At 68.1% G+C, this 26,184-nt stretch carries 20 protein-coding genes; 14 read left to right on the plus strand and 6 right to left on the minus strand.

Annotated features, from left to right (window positions below; genetic code table 11):
• Positions 1 to 46: 46 nt before the first annotated feature.
• Positions 47 to 2,410 (minus strand): glycosyltransferase, encoded by a 2,364-nt coding sequence (locus tag A6W98_RS05205; RefSeq protein WP_168161815.1) that lies wholly within the window; start codon positions 2,408 to 2,410, stop codon positions 47 to 49.
• 387 nt (positions 2,411 to 2,797) lie between these two features.
• On the opposite strand from A6W98_RS05205, the gene A6W98_RS05210 reads away from it, so the two are divergent.
• The 14 genes from A6W98_RS05210 to A6W98_RS05275 all read left to right on the plus strand — a co-directional run bounded on the left by A6W98_RS05210 (position 2,798) and on the right by A6W98_RS05275 (position 18,583).
• Positions 2,798 to 5,077, plus strand: a complete 2,280-nt coding sequence (locus A6W98_RS05210) for a glycosyltransferase (RefSeq protein ID WP_081251785.1) — start codon at positions 2,798 to 2,800, stop codon at positions 5,075 to 5,077.
• The gene (locus A6W98_RS05215) at positions 5,074 to 6,996 is read left to right on the plus strand and encodes a class I SAM-dependent methyltransferase (protein WP_052677931.1); all 1,923 of its coding nucleotides are present in this window, start codon (positions 5,074 to 5,076) and stop codon (positions 6,994 to 6,996) included. Before A6W98_RS05210 ends, A6W98_RS05215 begins: the two co-directional genes overlap by 4 nt.
• Positions 6,993 to 7,904, plus strand: a complete 912-nt coding sequence (locus A6W98_RS05220; protein WP_042458732.1) for an NAD-dependent epimerase/dehydratase family protein — start codon at positions 6,993 to 6,995, stop codon at positions 7,902 to 7,904. Before A6W98_RS05215 ends, A6W98_RS05220 begins: the two co-directional genes overlap by 4 nt.
• Entirely contained in the window at positions 7,905 to 8,918 is a 1,014-nt protein-coding gene (locus A6W98_RS05225; protein WP_042458735.1) for a GDP-mannose 4,6-dehydratase, read from the plus strand.
• Between the two features lie 22 nt (positions 8,919 to 8,940).
• A complete protein-coding gene (locus A6W98_RS05230; RefSeq protein WP_155734726.1) occupies positions 8,941 to 9,984 on the plus strand; it encodes a hypothetical protein in 1,044 nt (347 codons plus the stop codon).
• Between the two features lie 214 nt (positions 9,985 to 10,198).
• Positions 10,199 to 10,990 carry a hypothetical protein gene (locus tag A6W98_RS05235; RefSeq protein ID WP_155734727.1) on the plus strand — a complete coding sequence of 264 codons (792 nt, stop codon included), beginning with the start codon at positions 10,199 to 10,201 and terminating at the stop codon, positions 10,988 to 10,990.
• Positions 10,987 to 11,808, plus strand: a complete 822-nt coding sequence (locus A6W98_RS05240; RefSeq protein WP_042458745.1) for a sulfotransferase family 2 domain-containing protein — start codon at positions 10,987 to 10,989, stop codon at positions 11,806 to 11,808. Before A6W98_RS05235 ends, A6W98_RS05240 begins: the two co-directional genes overlap by 4 nt.
• 45 nt (positions 11,809 to 11,853) lie before the next feature.
• On the plus strand, positions 11,854 to 12,630 hold the full coding sequence (locus tag A6W98_RS05245) for a class I SAM-dependent methyltransferase (RefSeq protein WP_042458747.1): 777 nt from the start codon (positions 11,854 to 11,856) through the stop codon (positions 12,628 to 12,630).
• Positions 12,627 to 13,631, plus strand: a complete 1,005-nt coding sequence (locus A6W98_RS05250) for a hypothetical protein (protein WP_042458750.1) — start codon at positions 12,627 to 12,629, stop codon at positions 13,629 to 13,631. Before A6W98_RS05245 ends, A6W98_RS05250 begins: the two co-directional genes overlap by 4 nt.
• Complete coding sequence (locus tag A6W98_RS05255; protein WP_042458753.1) at positions 13,613 to 14,662, plus strand: GHMP family kinase ATP-binding protein; 1,050 nt, start codon at positions 13,613 to 13,615, stop codon at positions 14,660 to 14,662. Before A6W98_RS05250 ends, A6W98_RS05255 begins: the two co-directional genes overlap by 19 nt.
• The gene (locus A6W98_RS05260; RefSeq protein WP_042458756.1) at positions 14,650 to 15,903 is read left to right on the plus strand and encodes an HAD-IIIA family hydrolase; all 1,254 of its coding nucleotides are present in this window, start codon (positions 14,650 to 14,652) and stop codon (positions 15,901 to 15,903) included. Before A6W98_RS05255 ends, A6W98_RS05260 begins: the two co-directional genes overlap by 13 nt.
• The gene (locus A6W98_RS05265; RefSeq protein ID WP_052677932.1) at positions 15,900 to 17,147 is read left to right on the plus strand and encodes an AGE family epimerase/isomerase; all 1,248 of its coding nucleotides are present in this window, start codon (positions 15,900 to 15,902) and stop codon (positions 17,145 to 17,147) included. Before A6W98_RS05260 ends, A6W98_RS05265 begins: the two co-directional genes overlap by 4 nt.
• A 78-nt stretch (positions 17,148 to 17,225) precedes the next feature.
• The gene (locus A6W98_RS05270; protein ID WP_042458759.1) at positions 17,226 to 17,855 is read left to right on the plus strand and encodes a class I SAM-dependent methyltransferase; all 630 of its coding nucleotides are present in this window, start codon (positions 17,226 to 17,228) and stop codon (positions 17,853 to 17,855) included.
• Positions 17,856 to 17,890: 35 nt separating this feature from the next.
• A complete protein-coding gene (locus A6W98_RS05275) occupies positions 17,891 to 18,583 on the plus strand; it encodes an FkbM family methyltransferase (RefSeq protein ID WP_042458763.1) in 693 nt (230 codons plus the stop codon).
• A gap of 15 nt (positions 18,584 to 18,598) precedes the next feature.
• Here A6W98_RS05275 and A6W98_RS05280 read toward each other — a convergent pair whose 3' ends face one another.
• From A6W98_RS05280 to A6W98_RS05300, 5 genes are read right to left on the minus strand one after another with little or no spacing between them, the layout of a single operon-like run.
• Entirely contained in the window at positions 18,599 to 20,284 is a 1,686-nt protein-coding gene (locus A6W98_RS05280) for a carbamoyltransferase family protein (RefSeq protein ID WP_042458766.1), read from the minus strand.
• The gene (locus tag A6W98_RS21445) at positions 20,281 to 20,544 is read right to left on the minus strand and encodes an acyl carrier protein (protein ID WP_042458769.1); all 264 of its coding nucleotides are present in this window, start codon (positions 20,542 to 20,544) and stop codon (positions 20,281 to 20,283) included. Before A6W98_RS21445 ends, A6W98_RS05280 begins: the two co-directional genes overlap by 4 nt.
• On the minus strand, positions 20,541 to 22,730 hold the full coding sequence (locus A6W98_RS21450) for a cytochrome P450 family protein (protein WP_042458772.1): 2,190 nt from the start codon (positions 22,728 to 22,730) through the stop codon (positions 20,541 to 20,543). The genes A6W98_RS21445 and A6W98_RS21450 overlap by 4 nt, the downstream gene beginning before the upstream one ends.
• The gene (locus tag A6W98_RS05295) at positions 22,718 to 24,370 is read right to left on the minus strand and encodes an AMP-binding protein (RefSeq protein ID WP_052677933.1); all 1,653 of its coding nucleotides are present in this window, start codon (positions 24,368 to 24,370) and stop codon (positions 22,718 to 22,720) included. Before A6W98_RS05295 ends, A6W98_RS21450 begins: the two co-directional genes overlap by 13 nt.
• Entirely contained in the window at positions 24,367 to 25,878 is a 1,512-nt protein-coding gene (locus A6W98_RS05300; protein ID WP_052677934.1) for a B12-binding domain-containing radical SAM protein, read from the minus strand. The genes A6W98_RS05295 and A6W98_RS05300 overlap by 4 nt, the downstream gene beginning before the upstream one ends.
• Positions 25,879 to 26,184: the final 306 nt, after the last annotated feature.

The following is a 26,184-nucleotide window of genomic DNA, read 5'->3' on the forward strand; positions in this document are numbered from 1 at the left end:
CCTCGTTAAAGATACAGGCTGAACTCGTACGGGCCGACTGGCGCGCTCAGGCCGGAAGCGCGGGCGGCAGCGTGACGCCGGCGCCCAGATGCCGCCGCAGGTGGCGGTCGAGCGCCGCGCCCTCGCAGCCCAGCGGCAGAAGATGGCCGTTGATCGCCGCCGCCGCCGCACCGGCCTGCGCTCCGATGTCGTAGACGAAGACCGGCAGCCCCGTCGCCAGCGTTTCATGCACGGCAAAGCAGAAGGTCTCGGGCCAGATCGACGGGATCAGCCAGCAGCGGATGCGGTAATGCTCGGCCAGATCGGCGATCTCTTCGCGGCGATAGGCGCCATGCACGCGGATGCGGTGATGGGCGAAGGCCGGGTCGATCCTGCCGATGACCACGATCCCGAGATCGGGTGCGGCATGCCGGGCCAGATCGTGCAGAATGCCCGCGCCCTTGTTGTGGCCGATCGAGCCCAGCACGCCGACGGTCAACGGACCCTCCGGCGGCGGGACGATCCGGCGCGGCAGATGCTCCGGGCGGTGCGGCTGCAGCTCGATCCGCCCGGCGAGATCGGGCCAGACCCGGGCAAGCTGGGCGCGGCTGTCCTCGGAGAAGGCGATCAGCTCGTCGGCGCGGTCCATCACCTTGCGCCATCCGGCCCGCCAGGTGTCGATGGCGGCCGGGCGCTTGCCGGATGTGACGGCGAGCCGGGCATAGCAGGCCTGACAGGCCTCGCGGCCGGGCAGACCGCAGAACCGCCCCTTGCTGCCGATCAGCGTGTAGGAGGGGCAAAGCGGCAGGAAGTCGTGGAACAGCACCGACAGCCGGTCGTCGGGCGCGAGCCAGGACAGCGCGCTGTCGATCAGCCCCAGCGGATCCTCGGCGCCGACGAGGTTGGAATAGACCAGATGGCGGGCCTCGGCGCCTGCCAGCATCGCGGCCAGATCGGCTGGCGCGACCAGGCATCTCGTGACCCCCTCGCGGCAATAAAGCTCGACCTGAAGCCGGTCGGGGTCGGGGGCGTCGCGCACCACCAGTGCCGCGCCGTTTTGCGTCACGACCTCTTCAAGGCGGGTTTGCAGCCAGAACTCGGACCCGCCGCCCAGCCGGTGCGCCAGATAGATCCGGAGCGGCGCGCCCTGGCCGAGCATCCCGATCCCGACCGCGAGGCGCGGTCCGACCAGCGGGTCCTTGTCGCGGAATTGCTGCACCATCAGGTCGTAGCCCGGATAGCGGTTCGAGATCAGCCGGTTGTTGGTACGCACCCGTTCGGCCTTCTCGGCGCCGAACGAGCTGCCCGAGCGGTGCTCGACGAAGAGATACGCGGCGCAGACATGGCGCGCGCCCAGTGCCGCGGCCTTGCGGCACCAGTCGACCTCTTCGCCATAGCCGCGGCCGAAGGCGGTATCGAGATCGGGGAGAAGCTCGAGCCAGGGCCGGGCCATCGCCATGCAGAACCCGACGCCGACCGGCGCGTCGCAGAGCGCGGATCGCCAGTTCAGCCGGGCCGCGGCACGGTCTGCGGCCTCGGCTTCGCCCGGGCCAAGCGGCCGCGCCCGGCACTCGACCGGAACATCGAAGATCTCGGCATCGTTCGACAAGGGCGTCACCGAGGCGATCGCTGGGTCGTCGAGGATCGGCGCCATCAGGCGGGTCAGCCAGCCCGGCGGCACCAGCGCGTCGCTGTTGAGCAGGACGACATGGCCGCGCGCTTCGGCGAGGCCGCGATTGACGGTGCCGATGAAGCCCAGATTCTGCGGATTGACCAGCAGCCGGGCCTGCGGATGGCGGCGGAGGACGTCTTCCAGCAGCGGCCGCACCTGCGGGTCGGGAGAGGCGTCGTCGATCAGGATCAGCCGATGCGGCTCGGGCGTGTTGGCGGCGATCCGTTCAAGGCAGAGCGCCAGCACATCGGCCGCGTCATAGACCGGCAGAATGATGTCGACGGGCTCGGTCAGCGGCGGCATGGGGCCGGCGCCGAACAGGCCGGTCGCGGCGTCGGGCGGGTGGTCGGCTGCGGCGAGCTGCGGCAGCAGCGCGCGTTCCAGCCGGTCGCCGGCGGCACTGTCGCCCTTGAGGAAATAGCCGATGAGATCGGCACCGTGCCGAAACGGGAACAGGGTGAGGCTGAAGCCGGTGCGCAGGCTGCCGAGAACGTAGTCATGTGCCCGGTAAAGTGGCACACGGATTTCCCGGCCAGTTGGGATATCGTGCCAGAGCAGGAAACGCATGCCCGGAAGATCGTGCCTGATCCTGCCTTCCTCGTCGGGGGCCAGCAGCACCGTTGCGGCCTCGGAGCCGATCCGTGCGGCGCGCGCAGCCGTTGCCGCGATCCGGATGACGCCGTCCGCTGCCCGTATGTCGAGCTGTCCCGGGCGAACATGGTCAAACCGCAGCGCGAAGCCCGTCCGGCGTCCGCACATCCGCATCCAGAAAAATGTCCTGAGTACCCGCCGCATCGCCGCGAGCCGTGAGGTCGCCATGGCAGCCCGTCTTCGTTCAGCAGTCGTCCTGCGGTAGCCGATGACAGGCCCGGGTGCAACTCCCGGGATTTTGCAGGCGCACCTCCCGGGATTTTTCCGATGCGCCGCTGGCAATTATCCGCACAGGGTAAGTGGTTTTCGCGTTTTGGTTGAAACGGGGCGAGAAAACGTGTAGGAATATTAAAGAATGGGAAAGTTAAGTTACGGGCATTTGTTCCGGGTTTTCCTGTATGTGTCGCCCTCGCGCGCGATTTCAGTTCCATGTTTTTCGAGTAAGCCTTTGACCGAGGGGCGAATTATACGGCGATAGCCCGCAAGGGATCGACCATGGTTTCATTATTCGGCCGTTTCGCTGCATCTCCTCACAATTCCAAGATCATGCGCGCGATCGCGTCCGAATTCGATGCCGACTGGTATCTTTCCCATTATTCGGATGTGGCGGATGCCGGTGTCGACCCGCTTGCGCATTATGTGCGCTACGGTGCCCGCGAGGGGCGCAATCCGCGGCCAGATTTCGACGGGACAAGCTATCTGATAATCAATCCCGATGTGCGCGATGCCGGGATGAACCCCTTTTACCACTGGGTTCTTTACGGACGCGCCGAGGGCCGTGTCATCTCGCATGACCAGGGGATCGCGGGCGGTTCTTCCGGCGAGATGCCGGTGCTGGAATTCTCGGGTCTGCTTACGCCGCTCGACTGTCTCGCATCGTCGCAGCTGCGGCGGCTCAATCTCTCGGCCCTGCCGGACAAGCTGATGGGGCGCGGCTTTCCCTACGGGATGGCGCCCGGCCCGGTGAGCTTTCCGCTCGTGCTGTTTCGCGACGGTCCGGGCGAGGTGCCGGCCGATCGCATCCAGCAGGCGCTGGCCCTGACCACCGGCGCGGTCCATGTGCTGAGCCGGAATGCCGGGCGGCGGCGCGGCAAGGGGCGCGACCGGCTGCGCCACTGGAGCCTCACCGGCGACGCTGCGCTGGCCGATTTGAAAGCCGTGCTGAAGGGGCTCGATTCCGAATTCGTGGGGCTTTGGGACGCCGCATTCTCGCCCGCGATTTCGGCCTGGCATTTTCTCGAGGCGGCCTTGCAGCAGGATCCCGTGCTTGCCCATGTCGGGGCCTCGCTGGTGCGGCGCGACGGTCGGCTCTGGCGTTCCGGGTTCCGGGAGCGGGCGGGTGAGGCCGGTCTTGCGGCGCTGGGGCGCGACGCCCATTTCCTCGATCCCTACCAGTTCCGGCTGAGGCCCTCGGCCATGCTCGATCCGTGCTTCGGCCTGGCCCGGGTCGCGGCGCTGCGCGATGCCGCGGCCCATGTCGGGCGTCGCGACGGGCCGCGCATGACCGAGGCCATCCTTCGGCTCGCGGCCCCGCTGGCACGGCTCGGTCAGCCGGTCTTCGCTGCGCAGGGCTGCGCCCTGGCCCTGTCCGAAGACGAACCCTACCAGCCGCTGAAGTCGGCGAAAGCCGATGACGGCGTGTTGCCGAACGATCCCGGGCCGGTCGAAGCCGTGGTGTTCGTCGACAGCGTGCCGCCGATGCCCGATCAGGATGCCGGTTCGGTGACCGCGTCGAATTTTATCGACATCTTCCTCGAACGCGGCGCCGAGGTGGTGTTCTACAGCACCGCCCAGCGGAACTGGAACAACCCCTACGCGCTGGCGCTGGCGGCGCGCGGCGTGGTCTGCCTGACCGATCCGGTGGTGCGCAACTATACCCAGGCCTGCGAACATATCGCCGCCGCGGGATATGACCGGCTCTCCTTCCTGCTGACCCGGATCTATGCCGGCGGCGAACTGGTCGAGCAGACCCGCGCCCGGTTTCCGCAGGCGCGGCTGATCTTCAACACCGTCGATCTGCATGGCCTGCGCGAGCTGCGCGAGGCCCGGATCGCCGGAAGCCCCGCGCGCGAGTTCTCGGCCCAGGCCACCTTCGCCCGCGAACGCGACATCATTCAGCGTTGCGATGCGACGATCCTGTTGTCCGAGGCCGAGATGACCGAGCTTTCGCCGACGCTCGGCCATGCCAATCTGCACCTGATCCCGATGGTCAACGAGTTCAGCCCGCCCAAGGCCAGATACAGCCAGCGCCGGGGGCTGATGTTCATCGGCGGTTTCGCGCATTATCCCAATGTCGACGCGGTCGAGTACATTCTCGATGAGCTCTGGGCGCCGATCCGGGCTCGCGATCCCGACATGGTGCTGCAGATCGTCGGACCGCATTTCCCCGATCGGTTGCGTGACCGCTTGCCCGAAGGGGTCGAGGCGCTGGGCTTCGTGCCCGATCTGGGCGCGGCCCTCGAAAAGGTGCGGCTGACCCTGGCGCCGCTGCGCTACGGGGCGGGCATCAAGGGCAAGATCGGCACCAGCCTCGCCCATGGCGTGCCCTGCGTCGCCACCTCGCTGGCGGCCGAGGGCATGGGATTGCAGGCCGGTCGCGACATCCTCGTCGCCGACACCCCCGAGGCCTTTGCCGAGGCCGTGATCCGCCTTCACGGAGATGAGATGCGCTGGACCCGAATGAGCCGCGCCGGATACGATTTCTGCGAGGCCCGCTATTCGCGCCGCGCGGTCGCGGCGAAACTGAACGCGCTGCTCGACGGGGTCCCGGCATGAATGACGGGACCATGATCGCTCCGTATCTTCGCGTCGTCCCGGAAAACCGGTCCGCGCTGCGCTTCTTCACGATCTGCGCCCGCAACTTCCTGCCGGGGGCGCAAATCCTCTGCGACAGCGTGCGTCGCGCCCATCCCGGCGCGGATTTCACCGTCTATCTCTGCGATCGTGACATGGGCTACGATGCCGAGGCGCTGGGGATGGATATCGAGCCGCTGGAGGCGCTGGGCATTCCCGCGCTCGAGCGGATGATCCGGACCTACAACATCACCGAGCTCTGTACCGCGATCAAACCCTACTGCTTCCTCAGGGAATTCGCCCGGGGCCCGGAGACGGGGGCGGGGACGGAGGCGGGGGCGGCGGAGCAGTCCCCCCATGTGGTCTATCTCGACCCCGATATCGAGCTTTTCAGCCCGCTGGTCGAGGTTGCCGAGGCGCTCGATGCGGGCGCGTCCGCGGTGCTGACGCCGCATGTCCTGAAACCGGCCGAACGCGCCGAGTTCGCGGATGATCATTTCCTGCGCTACGGGATCTACAATCTCGGCTTCATCGCGCTTCGTGCGACCGAGGCGGTGGCCGATGTGGTCCGCTGGTGGGCGCGGCGGATGGTCGACCAGTGCATCATCGATCTGCCGCAGGGCATCTTCGTCGACCAGAAATGGATGGATCTGCTGCCGGCCTTTCTCGACGGTGTCCATGTGCTGCGCCATCCGGGCTACAATGTCGCCTACTGGAACCTGCACGAACGCCGCATCCACGGCCCCGACACCGCCCTGCAATGCAACGGCCAGCCGCTCCGCTTCGTGCATTACAGCGGCATCATCCTCGAGGATGTCGAGCAGTTGTCGCGCCATAGCGGCATGTTCTACGTCTCGAACTCGTTCGGCTACGGGCCGCTGGTCCGGCGCTACCGCGCAAGGCTGACCGCGCCCGAGAACCGGCGGCTCAGGCAGTTGCCCTATGCCTTCTTCTGGAACGGCGCGGGGGACAGCAACGCGCATACGCCCGGCGGTGGCGGGGCGCCCGCCTGGAGACGGCCCGACTCCTTCCTGTTCGCGCGGCAGGCCTTCAGCCTGGAGCAGTATCTCGGCTACCTGAGCGCCGAGGCCCGCGAGATCGAGAGCCAACGCGCGACCGAGGCGGCTCTGACGCCGAAGGGCCGCCGCGAGGCGTTCGAGTTCACCTGCTATTGCGCCGTCTGCGGCGGTCGCCATCCGATGGTGACCAGCTTCATGTACAGCTGTGCGACCGATGGCGAGGGCAACCCGATCCCGAACTGGCGCGAGCATATCGCCTGCCGGTCCTGCGGCCTGCCGAACCGGGTGCGCGCCTCGGTTCACCTGTTCCTGCAGGAATTCGACCCGGCGCCGGACAGCCGGATCTACATCACCGAACAGAAGACCGCGCTTTACACTCTGCTGTCCGGCCGGTTCTCGCGGCTGACCGGCAGCGAGTATTTCGGCAACCGCGTGCCGAAGGGCGCCATGTTCGACGGCGTCAGGAACGAGAATTTCGAGGCGCTGAGCTTCCAGTCCGAAAGCTTCGACTACCTGCTCAGCTTCGACGTGCTCGAACATGTGCCGCATCCCGAGCGCGCCTTTGCCGAGGCGTTCCGGGTGCTCGAACCGGGCGGCAGCCTGATCTTCAGCGTGCCTGCCCATCTTGACCGCTATCCCAGCACGATCCGCGCCGAGCTCGCGCCCGACGGCCAGATCGTCCATCACCTGCCGGCCGAGATCCACGGCAATCCGGTCGATGAGAAGGGCGGCGCGCTGTGCTTCCGGTATTTCGGCTGGGACGTGATGGACATGCTGCGCGAGGCCGGGTTCCGGCGGCCCTTCCTCTACCATTACTGGTCGCGCGAATTCGGCTATTTCGGCCCCGGTCAGGCCCTTTTCGTGGCCGAGAAGCCCAGATGAGCGCGGGCGGCGGCAAACGGCTCTGCGGCGTGACCGGTCCCGGCGGCTTCGTCGGCGGCCATCTCATGCCGGTCCTGTCGGCGCGGGGCTGGCAGATCCTGCCGATGGGACGTGCCGCCGCCGATTTCTCGGATCCCGAGGCGCTGGCCGCCTGTCTCGCCCGCCATGGCGTCACCGACATCGTGCATCTGGCCGCGGAATCGAACCCCGCGGGCGGCGATGCCCGCGCCTTCTACGAGACCAATGCCTTCCTGACCGAGCGGCTGTTGCAGGCGGCCGCGACGGCCGGGCTGCCGGGCCGGTTCCTGCTGGTCAGCGCCACCAGCGTCTATGGCGATAGCGGGCCCGCGCCCCAGCGCGAGGACGACCCGAAGCAGCCGCCAAATCATTACGGTGCCTCCAAGCTTTTGGCCGAGGTCTTCGCGGGCTGGTATCGCGACCGGCTCGACGTCACGATCGCGCGGCCCTCGAACTGCATGGGGGCGGGGCAGAACCCGCGCTATCTGGTGCCGAAACTGGTCCGGGCCTTCGCCGAACGCGCTCCCGAGATCGCGATGGGCGATACCGCCATCACCCGCGATTTCGTCGATATCCGCGATGCCGCCGACATTCTCGCCCGCGCGCTCGACGCCCCGGCGCGCAGCCTCGATGCGATCAATGTCTCCAGCGGCCGCGCCACGGCCATTGCCGAGATCCTCGAGACCCTGACCCGGATCACCGGCCACGCCCCCGAGATCCGTCGCGACGACCGCTTCATCCGCAAGGGCGACATGCGCTTCCAGGCCTGCGACAGCGCGCGGGCCCGAAGCCTCGGCCATGTGCCGCGCCATGATCTGGAAGACACCCTGAGCTGGATGCTCGCCGCCGCCCCTGCCGTTCCGGAACCAGTCGAGATGAGGTTGCCCTGAATGCCCAAGCGCGCGCTGATAACCGGGATCACCGGGATGGTCGGCTCTCACCTGACCGATTTCCTGCTGGCCGAGACCGACTGGGACATCATCGGCATGGCCCGCTGGCGCAGCCCGATGGACAATATCGCCCACCTGACCGACCGCATCAATCAGCGCGACCGGCTGCGGCTGGTCCATGGCGACCTGCGCGATTCCCTGTCGTTGCTGCACGCGGTCGAGGAGGCGCGGCCCGATTACGTCTTCCACCTGGCCGCGCAATCCTATCCCAGGACCTCCTTCGAGGCGCCGCTCGAGACCTATGACACCAATGTCGAGGGCACCTCGCGCCTGCTCGAGGCGATCAAGCGGACGGTGCCCGGGGCCGTCATCCATGTCTGCGCCTCTTCCGAGGTCTTCGGCCGGGTCCCGCGCGAGAAGCTGCCCATCGACGAGGAATGCACCTTCCACCCGGCCTCGCCCTACGCGATCTCGAAGGTGGGCACCGATCTCATCGGCCGCTTTTATGGCGAAGCCTATGGCATGACCGTGATGACCACGCGGATGTTCACCCATACCGGCCCGCGCCGGGGCGATGTCTTCGCGGAATCCTCCTTTGCCAAGCAGATCGCGCTGATCGAGGCCAATGCCATCCCGCCGGTGATCAGGGTCGGCAATCTCGACAGTCTGCGCACCTTCGCCGATGTCCGCGACGCGGTGCGGGCCTATTACCTGCTGGTGACGGTGAAACCCCAGCCCGCCGCCTATTACAATATCGGCGGCGCGCATAGCTGCACCATCCGCGAGATGCTGGATCACCTGATCGGGCTCTCTTCGGCGCGCGACAGCATCCGGGTCGAGACCGATCCCGAGCGCCTGCGTCCGATCGATGCCGACCTGCAGGTGCCCGACACCGCCAAGTTCCGCGCCCATACCGGCTGGGCGCCGGAAATTCCGTTCGAGACCACGATGCTGGACCTGCTCGACTACTGGCGCGGCCGCGTTGCCGAGGGCGCGGTCCGGCTGGTGCGGTAGGAAGCAACAGGAGCGCAACGAGATGAAGTCTGCATTGATATGCCCCGGGCCGGGGAGATCGGGAACGTCATTATTGCATTTCATGTTTGCGAACATAAAGGGGTGCTACGGGCCGCGCGAAGGAAAGGAGTATTCCTTCTTCGCGAAAGATCGTGATTTCCCCTATGAAAGAAATTTTGACGTCGACGGGGATGATGCCGATGCCCTGAGGTTCGAATTCAGCCCACGCTACACGACAGTCACCGCGCCTTCCTGGCAAAGAAGTGTTGTCGAGAGAATCCGGAATAGCGTCGACAATCCGTTCGTGATTTTCCCCATCAGGGAGCCCGTGGCACGCAGTATCTCTGCCTACCGCCATTTTCTTCATCCCTATGCAAGATTCGGGAAAGAAAGGTATTCGGCGGAACAGCGCTGCCTGTCGGATCCCTATCGGAGGACTTTCGATCAGGCCGTCCGCTCCGACCAGTTGGTCGGTTGCCTCTTGTCGGACATCGTGGGTCTTTATGTCGATAGCTTCGGCAAGGACAATGTCATGTTCTTTTTCCTCGAGGAGGACGCGGCATCGTTCGATCGTTTTTACGATTTCGTTCTCGACCGGACCGGCTTTCATGTGCCGAACACGCGCCGCGGTTCGGAAATCCCGAAGTTTTCCAAATCCAAGGGGCATCCAAGATATTATTATTCGCAGGATCATGACATCTGCATTCGCAACAGGAAAGGTCGCGAGGCATATCTGTCGGCGGGTCAGTTCTATATCTGCAATGAGCGCGGACATGAGATCATAAGCGACATGGATCCCGAAGTCGCGGCTTCCTGCATGGACGCACAGAAGCTCTGGACCCGCGAATTCAGTGCCGCTTACCAGTCCGATATCTTCGATGAATTGTTCCGGGAGGATTTTCAAAAGCTGTCGGATTATTGGGTGCCGGGCAGCTATGCCGGAGCGGTCCCGGATTATTTCAACTGGAGCTACAGGGACAAGGTCTTTCCCTATGCCGAGCCGGATTTCGATCTGCTGAACGATGCTTCGCCTGAGCTGAAAAAGGCTTCGCTTTCGGACGTGTGAGATGAGAATGACCCGACGCGTTATCCTGCATATTGGCCGGCACAAGACCGGGACGACCGGGCTTCAGCTTTTCCTTGAAAGCCGGCGCGCCGATCTGACGAAGGCCGGTTTCTGCTATCCGCTGTCGGGACGCAACCAGTCGCCGGGGCAATCCCGCGAAGACCAGTCCGCGCATCATGGTCTTGCCCGCAGTCTCATCGGACCGCGCGATGTCGTGCGCCAGAGGTTGCAGGCCTTGCGCCCGGCTTTTCTCGATGAAGTCAGGGACGCCCACACCGTGATCCTCAGCAGCGAAGGGTTCCAGAATGTCGAGCATCTGGACCTTCTTGCCGAGTTTCTGGACGGTTTTGAAATCGAGACGATCTGCTATCTGCGAGAGTATCTTTCCTATGTGGCCAGCGCCTATGCCCAGGAAATCAAGGGGTCGGGCATGGCCACCGATTTCATTTTCTTCGAGCAGAATTTCGGGTTTTACCTGCCGCAATTCATCGCGCCCTGGAAACATATCGCGCGACGTTCCGAATGGCGGCTTTACGATCGCGCGAGGTTGGTCGACGGCAATGTGATCGCGGATTTCGTCACCATTGCGGGACTTCCGCTGGAGCCATCCCGGGTCGAGCTCGATTCAAATATGTCGATCTCGGGAAATCTTCTGGGTTTCAAGTTTATTTTGAACATGCTGGGGCTGCACGCGAACGCTCTCGGGGCGCCGATGAATGCGCTGGCGATGGAATATCCCCGGTTCCGTGGGCCGTTTCATATGGACCTTGCAACGCAGAAACGGTTGCGGGTCAATAATTCCTGCAATCGGACCTTGAGGGACATGTTCGGCGACATTTCGGAATTCGATTTCGAGGCCGGGAACAGGGTGTTCGACCCGACCTGCCTGGAGCAGGACATGAAAACGATCCTGCGGGAATTCGCGCAATTCGAAGCTGTCGCCAACCACCCGCTGATCGCGGCCTTGGAACGCGGGCAGATGGTTGCCGGGGAGATGCCGAGGTGAGCCCGAATGACAGCCAGCATATCTTGTCGGGGCGGGGCGAGCGCGCGGTGACCAAGCCCGTGATCCTGGTCCATTACCATGTCTACAAGAATGCGGGCAGCAGCGTCGATCTGGCGAACCGCGCGGCGGTCGGCGCCGCCAATTTCATCGAACTGGACAAGCATCGCGGGTTTCGCAAGGCGCCCGCCTTCAACGCGGCGCTGGTCCGCCAGGTCCTGCGCGCCCATCCCGGCATGCGCTGCTTTTCCTGTCACAACTTCGTTCCGACCGTGCACAGATGTCCCGATTTCACCGCCCTGCCGATCGTGTTCCTGCGCCATCCGCTGTTGCGGCTGGCCTCGGTCTACCGCTTCGAGGCGATTTCGGAGGCCCACAAGCATACGCCCGCCGGCAGACTGGCGCAAAAGGTGGACTTTCCGGAATGGCTGGAGGCGTTCCTCCATATGCCCAACGGCAAGAACTACCAGACCTGCGTTCTGTCGAGGACGGAAGATGGCGGGCACAGCCCCTTCACCAACGATCATCCCCGCCATATCGGCGATATCCGCGTCGCCGCCGAGCGGCTCGACGAGGTGAACGCGTTGACCGGCGTCGGCATCGTCGAGGATTTCGAGGCCTCGGCCGCCCGGATCGAGGCGAAGGTGGTGCGCCACATGCCCGGCTTCCGGCTGTCCGGCGCGGCGGCCAACCAGACCAAGAAGATCGGGAACTGGCGAGAGGAACTGGCCGCGCTCGAACGCTCGCTTCCGGCCGATCTGCTGGCCCGCACGGTGATGGCCAACGCCTCGGATTACGCGCTTTACGACCGCTACCGCTGATCTTTCCCCACCGCCGCAACGGCGCCTTTTGGAGCATTGGATGAGATGACAGATCTGGCAGACACCCTTGCGGACGAGATGACGGCGCGGCTGAAGGACGACGTGCTCTTCATCGAGACGGACCGTTCGGTCGAGGAGACCGAGGCCTTCTGCACCCGCCACGCGCCCTGGCGGTCGGTCTACCGGTTTTCGAACGGGGTCACGACCGAAAGCTTCCCGCGCTCCGAGCACGTGCCCAATCCGCGCTGCCTGGCCAAGCTGCGCCGGTTCCACGCCCGGATCGACCTGTCCCGTTTCGCCGGCAAGCGGGTGCTCGATCTGGGGTTCAACGAGGGCTACCAATCCATCTTCATGGCGAAATACCTGGGCTGCCAGGTCGACGGGATCGAGGCCTACCAGGTTGCGGTCGACCGGACCTCGGCCATCGCCGAATTCTGCGGCGCGCCCTGCAATTTCTGGGTCGCGGATGCCAACAGCTTCGTCGCCCCCGAAACCTATGACGTCATCCTGCATTGCGGCCTTCTCTACCACCTGCACGATGTCTGGAGCGCGGTGAAGAACACCTGCCGGTCGCTGAAGCCCGGCGGCGAGGTGCTGCTGGAGACGACGTCCTACGAGGGCGCCGACAAGTTCGACTGCAAGTTCATGAACTGGCACGCCAAGGGCAACCACAATTACTGGGCGCTGAGCCCCGAGACGATCCGTTACCTGTTCGCCGAGTTCGGCTGTACCGAGGGCCGGGAGGTCGACAGTTTCGAGGTCGGCGCGCTTGCCGGAACCGGCATGAAGCGCACCATGATGTGGTTCCGGAAACCGGCATGATCCGGCGCCTGATCCTCCATATCGGGCGGCACAAGACCGGCACCTCGGCGGTGCAGCGCTATCTGGCCGACCACCGCGCGGCCTATGCCGCCGAGGGCATCGTCGTGCCCGATCTCGGCGGTGACGAGCGGCCCGATGCCGAGCCCGCCGACCGTGCCGCCCACCACCGGATCGCGCTGGATTGCGGGACCGGCCCCGTGGCGGAGGCCCGGCGCCGCGCCGAGGCCGCCGATGGCTGGCGGGCGCGGCTGGCCGCGGCGGCCGAGGGCGGACATACCCTGGTGCTGAGCAGCGAGGCGTTCCAGAACTGCGGCGATTTCGCGGCGCTCCGCGCGCTCTGCCGCGATCATTACGTCGAGGCGGTCTGCTACCTGCGCGAATATCTCGACTATGCGCTCAGCGCCTATGCCCAGGAGGTCAAGAAGGTCGGGCTTTACGCGGGCTTCTTCGAGTTCGAGCGGGGCTTCGACCCGCAGCTCGGGCGCTTCGTCGCGCGGTGGGAGGAATTCGCCAATCGCTGCAACTGGCGGCTTTACGACCGCACCCTGCTGGCCGAGGGCGACGTGGTGCAGGATTTCCTGGCCACCGCCGGTCTGCCCGATTTCGGCGGCGACCGGTTCCAGAGCGAGAATCCCCGGCTGGGCGGAAGCCTGCTCGGCTTCAAGCTGATGGCAAATGGCGCGGGGCTGCATTCGCTGCGGCTTGCCCGTGCGCTCGAACCGCTGGCCGCCGCCCGGTCCGACTTCCGCGCGCCCTGGCGGATCGAGCCCGGGCGGCAGGCGCAGCTGCGCGCCGGGCGCAACTATAACGCGGCGCTCGAAGGGCTGGTGGGCGAGGTCCGGCTGGCCGATGTCGCGACCGGAACGCTGCCCTTCGAAAGCCCCGGATTCGCCGCCGACCTGACCGGGATCCTCGCCGCGCTCGAGGGCTTCCCGGCCCTGCGCGCCCATCCGCTTTTCGCCGTTTGCCAGGAGGCCGGCCCTTGTCCGATCCCCCCCTGACCACCCGTGCCCGTGCCCCGCTGCGCCTCGGTCTCGCCGGCGGTGGCACCGACCTGTCGCCCTATTGCGACCTCTATGGCGGGGCGGTCCTGAACGCCACGATCAACCGCTTCGCCTTCGCCTCGATCGAGGCCCGCGCCGATGGCCGCATCGCCTTCATCGCCAACGATCTTGGGCTTTCGGAAAGCTTCGACCGCGACGACGATCTGTCCGGGGCGCGGCTTGCGCTCCATCGCGCGGTCTATGAACGGATGGTGGCCGAGTTCAACGACGGCCGCCGCTTCGGCGCCACGATCCAGACCAATGTCGAGGCGCCCGCGGGGTCGGGGCTCGGGTCCTCCTCGGCGCTGGTGGTGGTGCTGGTCGATGCCTTCCGCGCCCATCTTTCAGCCCCGCTCGGCCAGTATGACGTGGCGCATCTGGCCTATGAGATAGAACGCATCGATCTGGGTCTCGCGGGCGGCAAGCAGGACCAGTATGCCGCGGCCTTCGGCGGGGTGAACTTCATCGAGTTCCTGGCGGGCGACCGGGTGATCGTGAACCCGCTGCGCATTCCGCGCGATATCCTCAACGAGCTGGAAAGCCGTCTGGTGACCTGCTTTTCGGGGGTGTCGCGCCATTCCGCCGACATCATCGAGCGTCAGACCGCCAGCGTGCAGAAATCGGACCGGGCCGCGGTCGAGGCGATGCACAGCCTGAAATCCGACAGCATCGAGATGAAGCGGTCGCTGATGACCGGCGATTTCGACGGGCTGGCGGAGATCCTGAACCATTCCTGGATTGCCAAGAAGGCGACCGCCAAGACCGTCTCCTCGCCTCATATCGAAGAGATGTTCGCCCATGCGCTGGCCCATGGCGCCGAGGCGGGCAAGGTTTCGGGCGCGGGCGGCGGCGGGTTCATGTTCTTCCTCGTCGATCCGCCGCGCCGCCATGGCCTGATCGCGGCCTTGCGCGAGATCGGCGGCGATGCCGATCCGGTCGTCTTCACCAGGGCCGGCTGCCAGAGCTGGCAGATGCCATGCCGACGCTGACCGCCCCCTTGCCGCGTCAGGCGGCGATCCTCTGTGGCGGGCTCGGCACCCGGCTCGGGCCGCTGACCGCGCAGTGCCCCAAGCCCCTTCTGCCGGTCGGCGATACGCCCTTCCTGTCGGTGCTGATCGCCGAGCTGGCGCGGCAGGGGATCGAACGGGTGCTGCTGCTGGCGGCCTTCGAGGCCGACCGGATCGAGGACTTCGCCCGCGACCTGCCCCGCCGCCTGCCCCGCCCGGTCGGGATAGAGGTCGCGCGCGAGGCTCGGCCGGCGGGGACCTCGGGGGCGCTCTGGCAGGCCCGCGACCGGCTGGAGGACCGGTTCCTGATGCTGAACGGCGACAGCTGGTTCGACATCCTGCTGGCCGATCTGGCCGCCGCGCAGGCCGCCCGTCCGGGGCTTTTGGGCGCGCTGGCGCTGCGCCGGGTGCCGGAGGCGGACCGCTACGGCACCGTCAGGCTCGAGGACGGGCTGCTGCGCGCCTTCGAGCCGCGCGGTGCCGGGAGGGGCGCCAAGACCGGTCCTGTGCTGATCAATGGCGGCGTCTATTGCTTCTCGCGCGGGATCGTCGATCACCTGGTCGAGGACGGTTCGCTCGAGGCCGAGGTACTGCCGCGGCTTGCCGCCGACGGGCGGCTGGCCGGGATCGAGCGGGCGGGGTTCTTCCTCGATATCGGCGTGCCCGGGGATTTCGAGGCGGCGCAGAGCCTCGTTCCGGCCCAAAGGCGGCGTCCGGCCATCGTCTTCGACCGCGACGGGGTGCTCAATCTCGACCACGGCCATGTCGGGCATCCCGACCGGCTCGACTGGACCGAAGGCGCCATCGCCGCCGTGCGCCGGGTCAACGAGGCCGGCTGGTACGCCTTCGTCGCCACCAACCAGGCGGGCATCGCCAAGGGCTATTACAGCGAGGCTGACTATCTGGCGCTGCGCGCGCAGATGTATCGCGACCTCGCCGCGGCGGGCGCCCATATCGATGACGAGCGCCACTGTCCGACCCATCCCGACGGCACCGTGCCCGCGCTCGCCGTGCGTTCGGACCGGCGCAAGCCCGGCCCCGGCATGCTCCTGGAACTGAAGGCGCGCTGGCCGGTCGACTGGTCCCGCAGCGCGATGATCGGCGACAAGGACAGCGACATGCGGGCGGCGGCGGCGGCCGGGCTCGACGGCATCCTGTTCACCGGCGGCAATCTCGACCTGCTGGTCGAGCAGGTGCTGCAGAGCCGAGGAGGCGCCCCATGACCCCGCCGACCGAGACCCCTGCCTCCGGGTCGGCGCGCTCCGCGGTGCCGTTCGAGGTAGGCTCGGCCCCCGTGGCGGCGCCGCTGGCCGCCTTCCGCGACTGGATCGAGACACGGGCGCTGCCGTTTCAGGCGCAGGCGGTGCGCGACCCGGCCGGGGGCTTTCACGAACGCATCGCGCCCGACGGGCACCCGGTCGCGATGCCGCGCCGGGCCCGCGTCGCCGCGCGCCAGCTTTACGCCTTCTCGCGGCTTGCGGGGCTCGGGCTCGGTGACACTGTCGGCCCGGGGCTGGCCGGGCATGCCCGCGACATGCTGCTTGGCGCCCATATCCGGCCCGACGGGCGGATCGTGCCGCTGGCGGGCGGGCCGGAGGGGTATGATCTCTATGACATCGCCTTCTGTCTTTTCGCGCTGGCGGCCGCGCCCGAGGCGGTGCTGCCCCGCGCCGGGGCCTGCGCGCTGGCGGCGCAGATCCTGACCCGGCTCGAAGCCGGCTGGCGGCATCCCGAGATGGGCTTCGAGGAGGCCATGCCGCGCCGCCTGCCGCTTCGGTCAAACCCGCATATGCATCTCTTCGAGGCCAGTCTCGAATGGCTGGCGACCGGGCCCTGCGACCCCCGTTTCGAGGCGCTGGCAGACGAGATCGCCGGACTTTGCCTGGCGCGCTTCCTCGACCCCGCGACCGGCGCGCTGCGCGAGCTTTTCGACGGCGACTGGCAGATCGCGCCCGGTGCCGAGAATGCGGTCGAGCCGGGGCATCAATATGAATGGGGCTGGCTCCTGCTGCGCTGGGGCGTGCTGCGCGACCGGGCCGAGGCCCGGAGGGCGGGGCTTGGGCTGATCGATCTGGCCGAGGCGCGGGGGCTGAATGCCGACGGGCTTGCCGCGAGCCTGCTCGACCCGGCGCTGGCGATGGCGGACCCGACCGCCCGGCTCTGGCCGCAGACCGAGCGGATCAAGGCCTGGGCGCTGCGGGCCCGGCTGGCGACCCGGCGCGCCGATGCGACCCTCACCGAGGCGAAGGCGGTCGAGGCCTGCCAGGGGCTGATGCGCTTTTTCCAGCATCCGCTGCGCGGCAGCTGGTGGGAGAACCTCGCGGAGGGCGGCGCGCCGCGCCGGGAGCCGGCGCGCACCAGCAGCCTTTATCACATCGTCGGAGCCTATCACGAACTGGCGGCGCTGGAGGCCCGCCGCTCGCTGCCCATCGCCAAGGAGGAGACCCGCGCATCATCGACCGCCTGACCCTGCCGAGATCCCGGATCACGGGCCCGGCCGCATGTCCCGCCCCGGATGTGGCGCCCGGCCGACATTGGAAAGGAAATGACCGACATGGAAGAGACCCTCGAAAGAACCGAGCTCGAGCGCCTGTTCGCCGAAGCCGGCATCGATTACGACTTCTACAGAAATAAGCAGAACCCGCAGAGCATCGCCTTCATGGCCGAGCTGCTGCCGCTTCTGGAACGGCTTTACCCCGCCCGCTACCACAGAAAGACGGTGCTCGATGTCGGCGCGCGGACCGGGTCGGGCAGCGCCTTGCTGGCGACGATGCTGGACCCCGCGAGCTATGCGCGGCTGAAATGTACGGTGACCGCGCTGGATATCGACGCGAGGATGGCCAGGATCTCGCATGCCCTGCGCCCCGAGATGGAATACCTCGTCGCCGACATCTTCGAGATCGACGACCGGCAATGGGACATCGTCATCTGTTCGCATTGCATCGAACATGTGCCCGAACCCGAACCCTTCCTGACGCAGCTGCGCCGTCTGGCGCGCGAGCATGTGGTGATCTCGACCCCGTTCCGGGAGAATCCCGAGACCCGGATCCCGGCGCATCTGCACAGCTTCGACGAGACCTTCCTCGACGCGGTGGGGGCAGAGAACATCACGATCTACAATGGCTTTCACTGGCCGCATTCCGAGATCGTGACATTTTCCCTGCCGCCGCTCTGACCCCGGACCGGACCCGAACCGCAAGGAAGACCCGCATGCAGGACGACATCTACCGTTTCGGCAACGGCGTCCGGGTCTTCCGGCGCCATGTGCTCGACCATCAGGTCAACCGCTATGTGAAGGCGCAGGCGGGCAATCTGCACGAGCCGGTCGAGGAACACTGGTTCCGGACGCTCTTGGGCGGGATCGCGGCCCCCGACCCGCTGGTCTACGATATCGGCGGCGGCATCGGCTATTACACGCTTCTGCTCTTGCGCGACCGGCCCGGGGCCGAGGCCGTGGTCTTCGAGCCGCTGCCCGAACATGCCGCCGCGATCCGCGAGAACCTGGCACTGAACGGGATCGCACCCGACCGGCTGCGGCTGATCGAGGCCGCCGCCCATGTCGACGAGGGCGAGGTCTGCTTCGAGGCGGCCGATTTCTCGTCCCATGTCGCGGCGGAGGGGGCCCTGCGGGTCGCGGCCCATGACATCGCGGCAATGCTTGCGGCCGAGGCCCGGCCGGTCGATCTGGCCAAGCTCGACGTGCAGGGGGCCGAACTGGCACTCTTGCGGCGGATCGTCGAGGCCGGGCTGGCCGAGCGGGTGCGGCGCTGGATCGTCGGCACCCATGGCGACGATCTCTTCGCCGAGTGCCGCGCGCTTCTGGACCGGCACTGGCGCGTGGTCCATAGCGACCCGGCCCCCGCGCATCAGCCCGACGGGCTGATCGTGGCGGTGCGGGACTGAGCCTGGGGCCAAGGCTCAGGAGGGCACGGGCTTCTCGATCAGGATGTCCTCGATCAGGACCGCGTCGAGCCCGGTGGTCGCCAGCATCCCCAGCGCGTCCTCGACCGAATGCAGGATCGGCTTGCCCATGATGTTGAAGCTGGTGTTCAGAACCACCGGCACGCCGGTCTTGTGCCCGAAGGCCGCGACCAGATCGGCCATCCAGGGCGCGCTGTCGGGGCCCACCGTCTGCACCCGCCCGGTGCCGTCGTCATGCACGACGGCGGGCACCCGGTCGCGGACGCCGTGCCGCCAGGGCAGCGTCATCGACATGTAGGGCGAGGGCTGCGGCCGCTCGAACCACTCGGCCAGATCGGCCTCGGCCAGAACCGGGGCGAAGGGTCGGTAGGGCTCGCGCCCCTTCACCCGGGCATTGATCGCGTCCTTCATGTCCCCGGGCCTCGGATCGGCCAGGATCGAGCGGTTGCCAAGCGCACGCGGCCCGAATTCGGCCCGGCCGCGCATCACGCCGAGGATGCGGCCCCGTGCCAGCAGCCCGGCCGCCGCCTCGGCCGAGCGCCCGGCGAGATCGGTCACCGCATGGCCCGCTGCGGCGGTATGGCGGGCGGTTTCCAGGGTCTTTGCGCGCGGCGCCGATCCGAGGAAGGCCGAGCCGCCGCCGAAAGGAATGCGCGTGGCCCCGGTATCGGTCATCCAGGCCAGAAGGGCGGCGCCGATGGCATTGCCGTCATCGGCCGGGCAGGGCGGCACGAAGACGCTTTCGAACCCCGTGCGGCCCGCGATGGTGCCGTTATAGGACGAATTCAGCGCGCAGCCGCCCGACAGGATCAAAGCCGGGCCGTCCTCTGCGATGGCCGCCAGCACCTGATCGGCCCAAAACGCATAGGCGGCCTGCCCGGCCGCGGCCAGATCGGCGGCGTCGGTCACCGGCGCCCCGGGGGTGCGGGCCAGCGGCGCGACCGCGGCGCGGATCGCAGCGATGGCGGCCTCATCGGCAAAGCGCAGCCGCCCGTGATCGACCGCCAGCAGCCCGGTCAGGGTCTCGACCAGCGCCGGATCGGCCCGGCCGCAGGCCGCAAGCCCCATCACCTTCCATTCCTCGCCCTCGCGCCAGTCGAAGCCGCAAAGCCCGGTGAGCCAGCCATAGAAGGTGCCAAGGCTGCCCGGCCCCCAGGACCGCCAGCCGCGCGCCAGCCGCCGCCCGGCCAGCCGGAAATGCGAGACCGCGCCGACATCGCCCTCGCCGTCGATCACCAGACAGGCGGCCTCCTCCAGCGGCGTGAAATGGCAGGCGGCGACGGCGTGACAGAGGTGATGATCGAAGCGCATAGGCTCGGGGCTCTCGCGGGCATATCCCAGCCGCAACAGCGCGGCGCCCGCGCTGTGCTGCATGCGCGCCTGCAGGCCCTGCATCCAGAGCGTGTCGGTCGCGGGCAACAGCGCGTCATGCACCTTCAGCCCCAGATCAGCCTTGACCGAGGCCCAGCTGGTGGCGGGAACGATCCGGTCGCCGGGCCGGGCTCCCACCGCCGCCAGCGCCGAGGCGAGATGCGGCACATGGTCGGGCACCACGCCCCAGGCGCGCTTGTCCTGCAGGAAGCGCTCGGTCGCTTCGGCGAAGACCACGCGACCTGCCGCGTCGACCAGCGCCAGCGCCGGGTCATGGCCCGAGGTCGAGAGGCCCAGATACCAGCTGCTCATCGTGCCTTGAGGCGGGCGGTGATGTCCGAGGCAAAGCTGGCCAGCGTGTCATGTTCGAAGATCGTGGCCGGGTCGAGCTCGATCCCGAAATGGTCCTCGACCTCGCCCGACAGAAGCACCGCGTCGATGGATTGCAGCCCCAGATCGACCAGCGCCGAGTCGGGGCGGATCGCGGCCGGGTCCTGCCTGGTGAAGCGGGCGATGCCGGCGGTCAGGAAGTCGACGACTTCGGGGGCGGGGGAGGTCAGGGTCGTGGTCACGGTCGGTCCTTTCCTGAAGGGCCCAGCCGGCAGGGCAGCGTCGCCAGTGCGACGGTCTGGGTCATGTCGAAATAGCGATGGCGCTGGGGCCGGAGCGCCAGCCCCGGAAAGCGCGCGAACAGCGCGGGCAGGGCGGTCCGCAGCATCCGTTTGGACAGGGCCGCGCCGACGCAGCGGTGCAGCCCGTGGCCGAAGGCCAGGTTGCCGGTGCCGACGCCGCGGTCGATGGACAGCAGTTGCAGTCGCAGCGTCTCGTCAGGCCTGATCTCGATCTCGCCGATCCGGGCCGGGCCGCGCGCCATGCGATAGATGTATTTCGGCGAGGCGCATAGCGAGATCAGACCTTCCAGCTCAGCATCGATCCAGGCCGGATCGGCGGCGTCCCTTCGGTCCTCGGGCGGCAGGCTCAGCAGGTGGTGCAGGATGTTGCCCAGCGTATGCGCCATGTTGAAGCTTGCGCCATACATGACCAGCACCAGTGCCTTGAGATCCTCGGGGTCGGTTTCGGGCAGGTCCTCCTCCATCAGCCGGGTCAGGAGCGGCGTGCCGGGCAGTCCTTCGGTCGCGGGTGGGCCGAGGCCTGCGAGGATCTCGCCGATCACCTCCTGCAGGCGGTCGAGTTCTCGGATCGGCAGCCAGGGTTCCAGCACGTCCTGCAGGATCGGGGCGAGTGCGTCGAACCGCTCGGGATCGGCCGGGGCAAGACCCAGCACCGGCCCGGCGATGCCGCGAAACAACGGCTCGGCATAATCGGCGATCAGGTCTGGGGCGGGCGCACTGGCCAGCCGGGTCAGCGCGGCCCGGGTCTCGGCCTCGATCAGCGGCTGCCAGCAGGCCAGCCGGTTGCCGCCCAGGCTGTCGGCCACCGCCCGGCGGATCGCGGCATGGCGCGGCCCCGACATGAAGAACATCGCGTTGCGCGCCACCAGCCGGGCCAGCCCCAGATCGCGGCCGCTGCGTTCGGCCAGCGCGTCCAGATAGGGCTCCATCCGGGGCGGCGACCAGGTGTCGTCGTCATTGACGATGGCACGGGCCTCGTCCAGGTCGCGGATCTCGACCATCCGCCCGGTCAATCGGCGCGAGCGCGCGTCGCGGGTGACCGGCAGCGCCACGGGATATTGCACCAGCGGCGTGACGTGGAACCGCACGCCGTCGCGATGCAGCGCCAGCCGCGGAAAGCGCCGCGCCAGCGCCGGGATCGCCCGGGCGAGAAACATCCGCGACAGTGGCGCCCCGGGGCATTTATGCGGACCCGCGCCGAAGGACAGATGCGCAGACCCGTCAGGCCCCCGGCGGCGCAGCGCGGCATTGGCGCCGACCACATCCATCACCGCCGTCTCGCCCTTGTGACACGGACAGCCGCCGATCCGGGCCCCGTCCCCGGCGATCCTGACCAGGGTGAGCGTCGAGGGATAAAGCGATATCGCCCGGTCGAGCCCGGCATCGGTCCAGCCGGGCCGGGCCGCGGCCTGCCACGCCCCGAGATCGCCCAGCAGCATGCCGTGAAGCGCCAGTGCCAGAGACTGGGCCACGGTATGGCTGCCGACCAGCGCCGAGAGCGCGACATAGGGGGCGGCCTCCGGATCTGCCAGCCGGTCTGCACGGTGCCCTAGAAAGGCAGGGAAGGAGACCAGCCCGGGCTCGAGCCCCGGGACCGGCGCGGTCGAGAGATGGTCCAGAAGCTCGCCCAGCGCGGAGTCGATCCGGCCCAGCGCCTTCAGCGACAGCATCGGCCGGGTCGTCTCGTTGGCCAGCCGGATCAGGTCCAGCACCCGGTCATCGGCGCCGCCCGGGCAACCGCAAAAGGCGCGGATGAAATCTAGAAAGGCGGCCTCGCAATAGTCGCGCATGAGGTCGGGGGAGCGGCTGGTTTCAAGGCTCGCCAGTGCGGCGGCGATGGCGCGTTCGGCGACCGGCGTCCAGGCGGCGAGGGCGGGCGCGGCGAAGAAGGGCGCGGTGGCGCGGCGCGCGGCCAGATGGGGCTCGCCGCTCTGGAAGGCGAAGGCATGGCGCGCCATCGCCTCCAGATGCGGAAAGCGCGGGCCGCCCCGCGCCACGATCTCGTCGAGATGCGCGGTCAGCTGGCTGACGGTGAAATGCGGGTCGCGGAGCACGGCGGCGACATCGTCGGGATCGGTCAGGAACCGGTCCGGATCGGTCCAGGCAGAGCTGTTCACGGCAGGCATGACGCCATCTCCCCGGCCTGCCATTTGCCCGCGCGCCACAGCTCGGCCGCGGCGCGGCGGCGGATCTTGCCGCTGCTGGTGCGGGGCAGGCGGCCGCGCGGCAGGAACAGGATCCGGTCAAGCGTGAGCCCCCATTCGCCCGCGACCGCTTGGCGGATGGCACGGGCCAGTGCCTCGGCGTCGGGCGGGAGCCGGGCGGTTCGGGTCTCGGCGATCAGGACCGCGCGGTCGCTTGCCTCGGGGTCGGGCATGAAAAGGGCGGCCGCCATCGGGTTCAGCGCGGGCGAGAGGCCGCAGGCCAGCCATTCGATCTCGGGCGCGGACAGGGTCCGGCCGTTGCAGAAGACCACATCCTTGATCCGGCCGGTGACATAAAGCGCCCCGCCCTCGATCCGCCCCAGATCGCCGCTGCGAAGCCAGCCCGGGTGGCCGTCCAGCCGGGCACCGAAACTCCCGGCGCTGTGTTGGGGCGGCCCGATATAGCCCGCCCCGACCGAGGCGCCGCATAGCCAGATCTCGCCTTCGGCGCCGTCGGGACGGCGCGCGCCGGTCTCGGGGTCGACGATGGCAAGGCCCGCGACAAGGTCGGGGGTCAATCCGCAGGGCGCGACCCCGCCGGAACCGTCCCCGGTCCCCGGCAGCCCGGCGGCGAAAAGCGTCATCTCGGCCATCCCATAGCAGGCAAAGACCGCCTCGCGGCGGAGCCCGGCCGGGGCGAAACGGGCCCGGAAGGCGGCGGGCAGCCCGGCGGGCACGGGTTCCGCACCGATGAAGGCGCGGCGCCAGCAGGACAGATCGTAGGCCGCCGCCTGCTCGGGGCCGATACGGGAGAGGCAGTCGGAAAATGCGAAGGCCGGGCCACCGCTGAAGCCCGCACGTTCGGCCGCGATCGCCGCGATCCAGGTCGCGGGGTTGCGGATGAAGTCGAGCGGGCTCATCTGCGCCGAGACCCCGCCGCAGAGAAGCGGGTAGAGGATGCCGCCCATCAGCCCCATGTCATGGTAATGCGGCAGCCAGTTCACGAAGCGCGCGGTCTCGTCCATGCCCCAGGCGCGCGCCACCAGCGCCGCGTTGGCGAGGATGTTCTCGGGCATCACCCGCACGCCCTTCGGCAGCCGGGTCGAGCCCGAGGTGTATTGCACCACGGCGGGCGCGGCGCCCTCGGGCGCGCGGCCCGGGGCCGGGGCGGGTAGCCTGGCCGGGTCGAGCGGCAGGGTCGCGACCGGGCAGGGCGCCGGGCCGTCGAGGCAAAGCGCGGCCCGCACCGCATCCGCATGGGCGGGCAGGCACAGCAGGCCGGCCGCCCCGCTATCGGCGGCGATATGGCGGAAGCGGTCGGAATGGCTGCCCGGGCGCGGCAGCGGCACCGGCACCAGCGTCAGCCCGGCCAGCATTCCGCCCAGCAGCGCAAGGATGAAATCGGTCCCGGTGGGCAGGGCCAGCACGAGAGTGCGCGGCGGGGGGCCGAGCCAGCCCCGGAAGGTCTCGGCCAGCGCGCCCGCCTCGGTTCCGAGCCGGGTGCCGGTGAAGACCTCGCGGCCGCCATGGCGGGTCCGGATCGCGATCTGTTCGGCAGAGGCGCGCGCCTCGAAGGCGCGAAGGAGGGCCGCGGCCAGCGGGTTTGGCGGGGGCGGGATCACTGGGCCGCCTCCAGCGGTGCCTCGGCCCGGTTTGCCGCCCGGGCGCAGTCCGACAGGTCAAGCGTCAGGGTCGAGGTCAGGTCATAGCCGATCTCGGGCCGCTCGGCGATCATCTCGCGGACCGCGAGGATGACCCGGCGCGTGCCCTTCTCCTTCATCATCAGCGGCAGCAGCTCGTGCAGGGGATGGCGGCGCGCGCCGGACTTGACCCAGGCGGTGCGGCCCATGTCCTGGCTTGGGGGGCCCGATGTCCTTGCATAGGCTTCGAATCGGACCAGCGCGGCATCGGGGGCAAGGAGTGCAGCCTTCAGCCGGGCGCGGCCCTCGGCCAGCTCTTCGCGGGTGATCTGCACGGGCAGCATGTTGGTCATCCGGGCGCCTGCGGCGCTGCCCCGGTGGGTATCGGCGTCGACGCTCCGCCCGGCGCGCTTCATCTCGGCACAAAGCGGCGTGGCATAGGGCGCGACCGGGGCGCTGACATTGAAGCCGACCACCGGCAGCGCCTGGGCGAAGGCGAATTGGCGCTTGAAACAGCCCAGATCGTCATGGTCGAAGCCTGCGATCGGCCCGCCCCGGATGGTCAGCCCCGCCGCCACCAGCTTGCGGCATTCCCCGATCAGGCCGACAGGCAGGTTCTGGCGCTTGTTTGCCTCGGCCAGTGTTGCGGGGTCGGAGGTTTCGAGCCCGACGAAGACCTGCCGCAGCCCGGCCCGGTTGCACCGCGCCAGCAGGTCGGCATCGATCGAGATCCGGGTCGAGAACTGCACCGGGTCGCGGCCCGCGCTGCCGTTCCAGCCGGTCAAGGCCTCCAGCAAGGCGCGGGTTCGCTTGCGGGAGACGGTGAAATTGTCATCGCTGAGCGAAACCTCGCGATCGCCCAGCCGGTAAAGCTGACCAGGCTCGGCCGGCACCTTCTCGGGCGGCCTGTGGCGCTGCTTGCGGCCGACATACTGGATCACGTCGCAGAAGGTGTCGTCGAACGGGCAGCCGCGGCTGGTCTGGACCACGCCCGCAATCGTCCGGTCATTGGGGTAAAGATCCCGGCGGGGCAGCGGCATGGCGGCCATATCCGCCTTGCCGCAGCGGTATTCGGGTTTCAGCGCGCCCGCCAGCAGGTCGGCGGCGACGTCCGGCGCGGCGGTCTCGCCCTCGCCGATCACCAGACAATCGGCCTGGCCGCGAAAGATCTCGGGGGCAAGCGAGACATGGGCGCCGCCCAGCACCACCGGCACGCCCCGGCGGCGGAAGGCGCGGGTCAGGTCCAGCCCGCGCGTCAGCTGCGAGACGTTGATCGACAGCCCGACCGGGTCGACCTCGGCCCCGAGATCGACCTGCTGCCCCACCTCGTCGCAGATCCGGATATCGGTTCCCCGCGGCAGCCAGGCCGCGACCGAGACGATCCCGGCAGCGGCGGATAACGTGAAGGGGGTTTTGACACCGGCCATGCTGGTTTCGGCGGCGGTGTCCGTCTTGTCGTCCGGCGCGGGCGCGATCAGGTAAATCCGCAAGCTGGCCCCCTCCAGCGGGCGTCTTTCTCGACGACGGCATCGACATTCTATCTGGAGTTGACAAATATCACCAAGCGCAATCTGGGGTCGGACCGGATTCGGCAAGGCGACGCTGTCCGGCGGGCGGCATAGGGTTGGGCACGCGGGGCGATTCCCCCCGATGAAGCTGTCGTGAAAGCGGCGCGGGCGCGGATTTGACCCTTCGGCAGCTGCAGAGCGGCTATGTCCGGATGCTGCCTTTTCAGGCTTTTCGACTGCCGGTTTTTGCGGCATTCCGCCACGGTGTTTCGCCGATTTGGCCTGTTT

Source organism: Rhodovulum sulfidophilum DSM 1374 (assembly GCF_001633165.1).
GTDB classification, from domain to species: Bacteria; Pseudomonadota; Alphaproteobacteria; order Rhodobacterales; family Rhodobacteraceae; genus Rhodovulum; species Rhodovulum sulfidophilum.

Excerpts from the sequence above, each read along its gene's own strand:
- A6W98_RS05205 (WP_168161815.1), bottom strand. The coding sequence starts at position 2,410 with ATGTGCGGACGCCGGACGGGCTTCGCGCTGCGGTTTGACCATGTTCGC.
- A6W98_RS05210 (WP_081251785.1), top strand. The coding sequence starts at position 2,798 with ATGGTTTCATTATTCGGCCGTTTCGCTGCATCTCCTCACAATTCCAAG.
- A6W98_RS05215 (WP_052677931.1), top strand. The coding sequence starts at position 5,074 with ATGAATGACGGGACCATGATCGCTCCGTATCTTCGCGTCGTCCCGGAA.
- A6W98_RS05220 (WP_042458732.1), top strand. The coding sequence starts at position 6,993 with ATGAGCGCGGGCGGCGGCAAACGGCTCTGCGGCGTGACCGGTCCCGGC.
- A6W98_RS05225 (WP_042458735.1), top strand. The coding sequence starts at position 7,905 with ATGCCCAAGCGCGCGCTGATAACCGGGATCACCGGGATGGTCGGCTCT.
- A6W98_RS05230 (WP_155734726.1), top strand. The coding sequence starts at position 8,941 with ATGAAGTCTGCATTGATATGCCCCGGGCCGGGGAGATCGGGAACGTCA.
- A6W98_RS05245 (WP_042458747.1), top strand. The coding sequence starts at position 11,854 with ATGACAGATCTGGCAGACACCCTTGCGGACGAGATGACGGCGCGGCTG.
- A6W98_RS05250 (WP_042458750.1), top strand. The coding sequence starts at position 12,627 with ATGATCCGGCGCCTGATCCTCCATATCGGGCGGCACAAGACCGGCACC.
- A6W98_RS05260 (WP_042458756.1), top strand. The coding sequence starts at position 14,650 with ATGCCGACGCTGACCGCCCCCTTGCCGCGTCAGGCGGCGATCCTCTGT.
- A6W98_RS05265 (WP_052677932.1), top strand. The coding sequence starts at position 15,900 with ATGACCCCGCCGACCGAGACCCCTGCCTCCGGGTCGGCGCGCTCCGCG.
- A6W98_RS05270 (WP_042458759.1), top strand. The coding sequence starts at position 17,226 with ATGACCGACATGGAAGAGACCCTCGAAAGAACCGAGCTCGAGCGCCTG.
- A6W98_RS05275 (WP_042458763.1), top strand. The coding sequence starts at position 17,891 with ATGCAGGACGACATCTACCGTTTCGGCAACGGCGTCCGGGTCTTCCGG.
- A6W98_RS05280 (WP_042458766.1), bottom strand. The coding sequence starts at position 20,284 with ATGAGCAGCTGGTATCTGGGCCTCTCGACCTCGGGCCATGACCCGGCG.
- A6W98_RS21450 (WP_042458772.1), bottom strand. The coding sequence starts at position 22,730 with ATGCCTGCCGTGAACAGCTCTGCCTGGACCGATCCGGACCGGTTCCTG.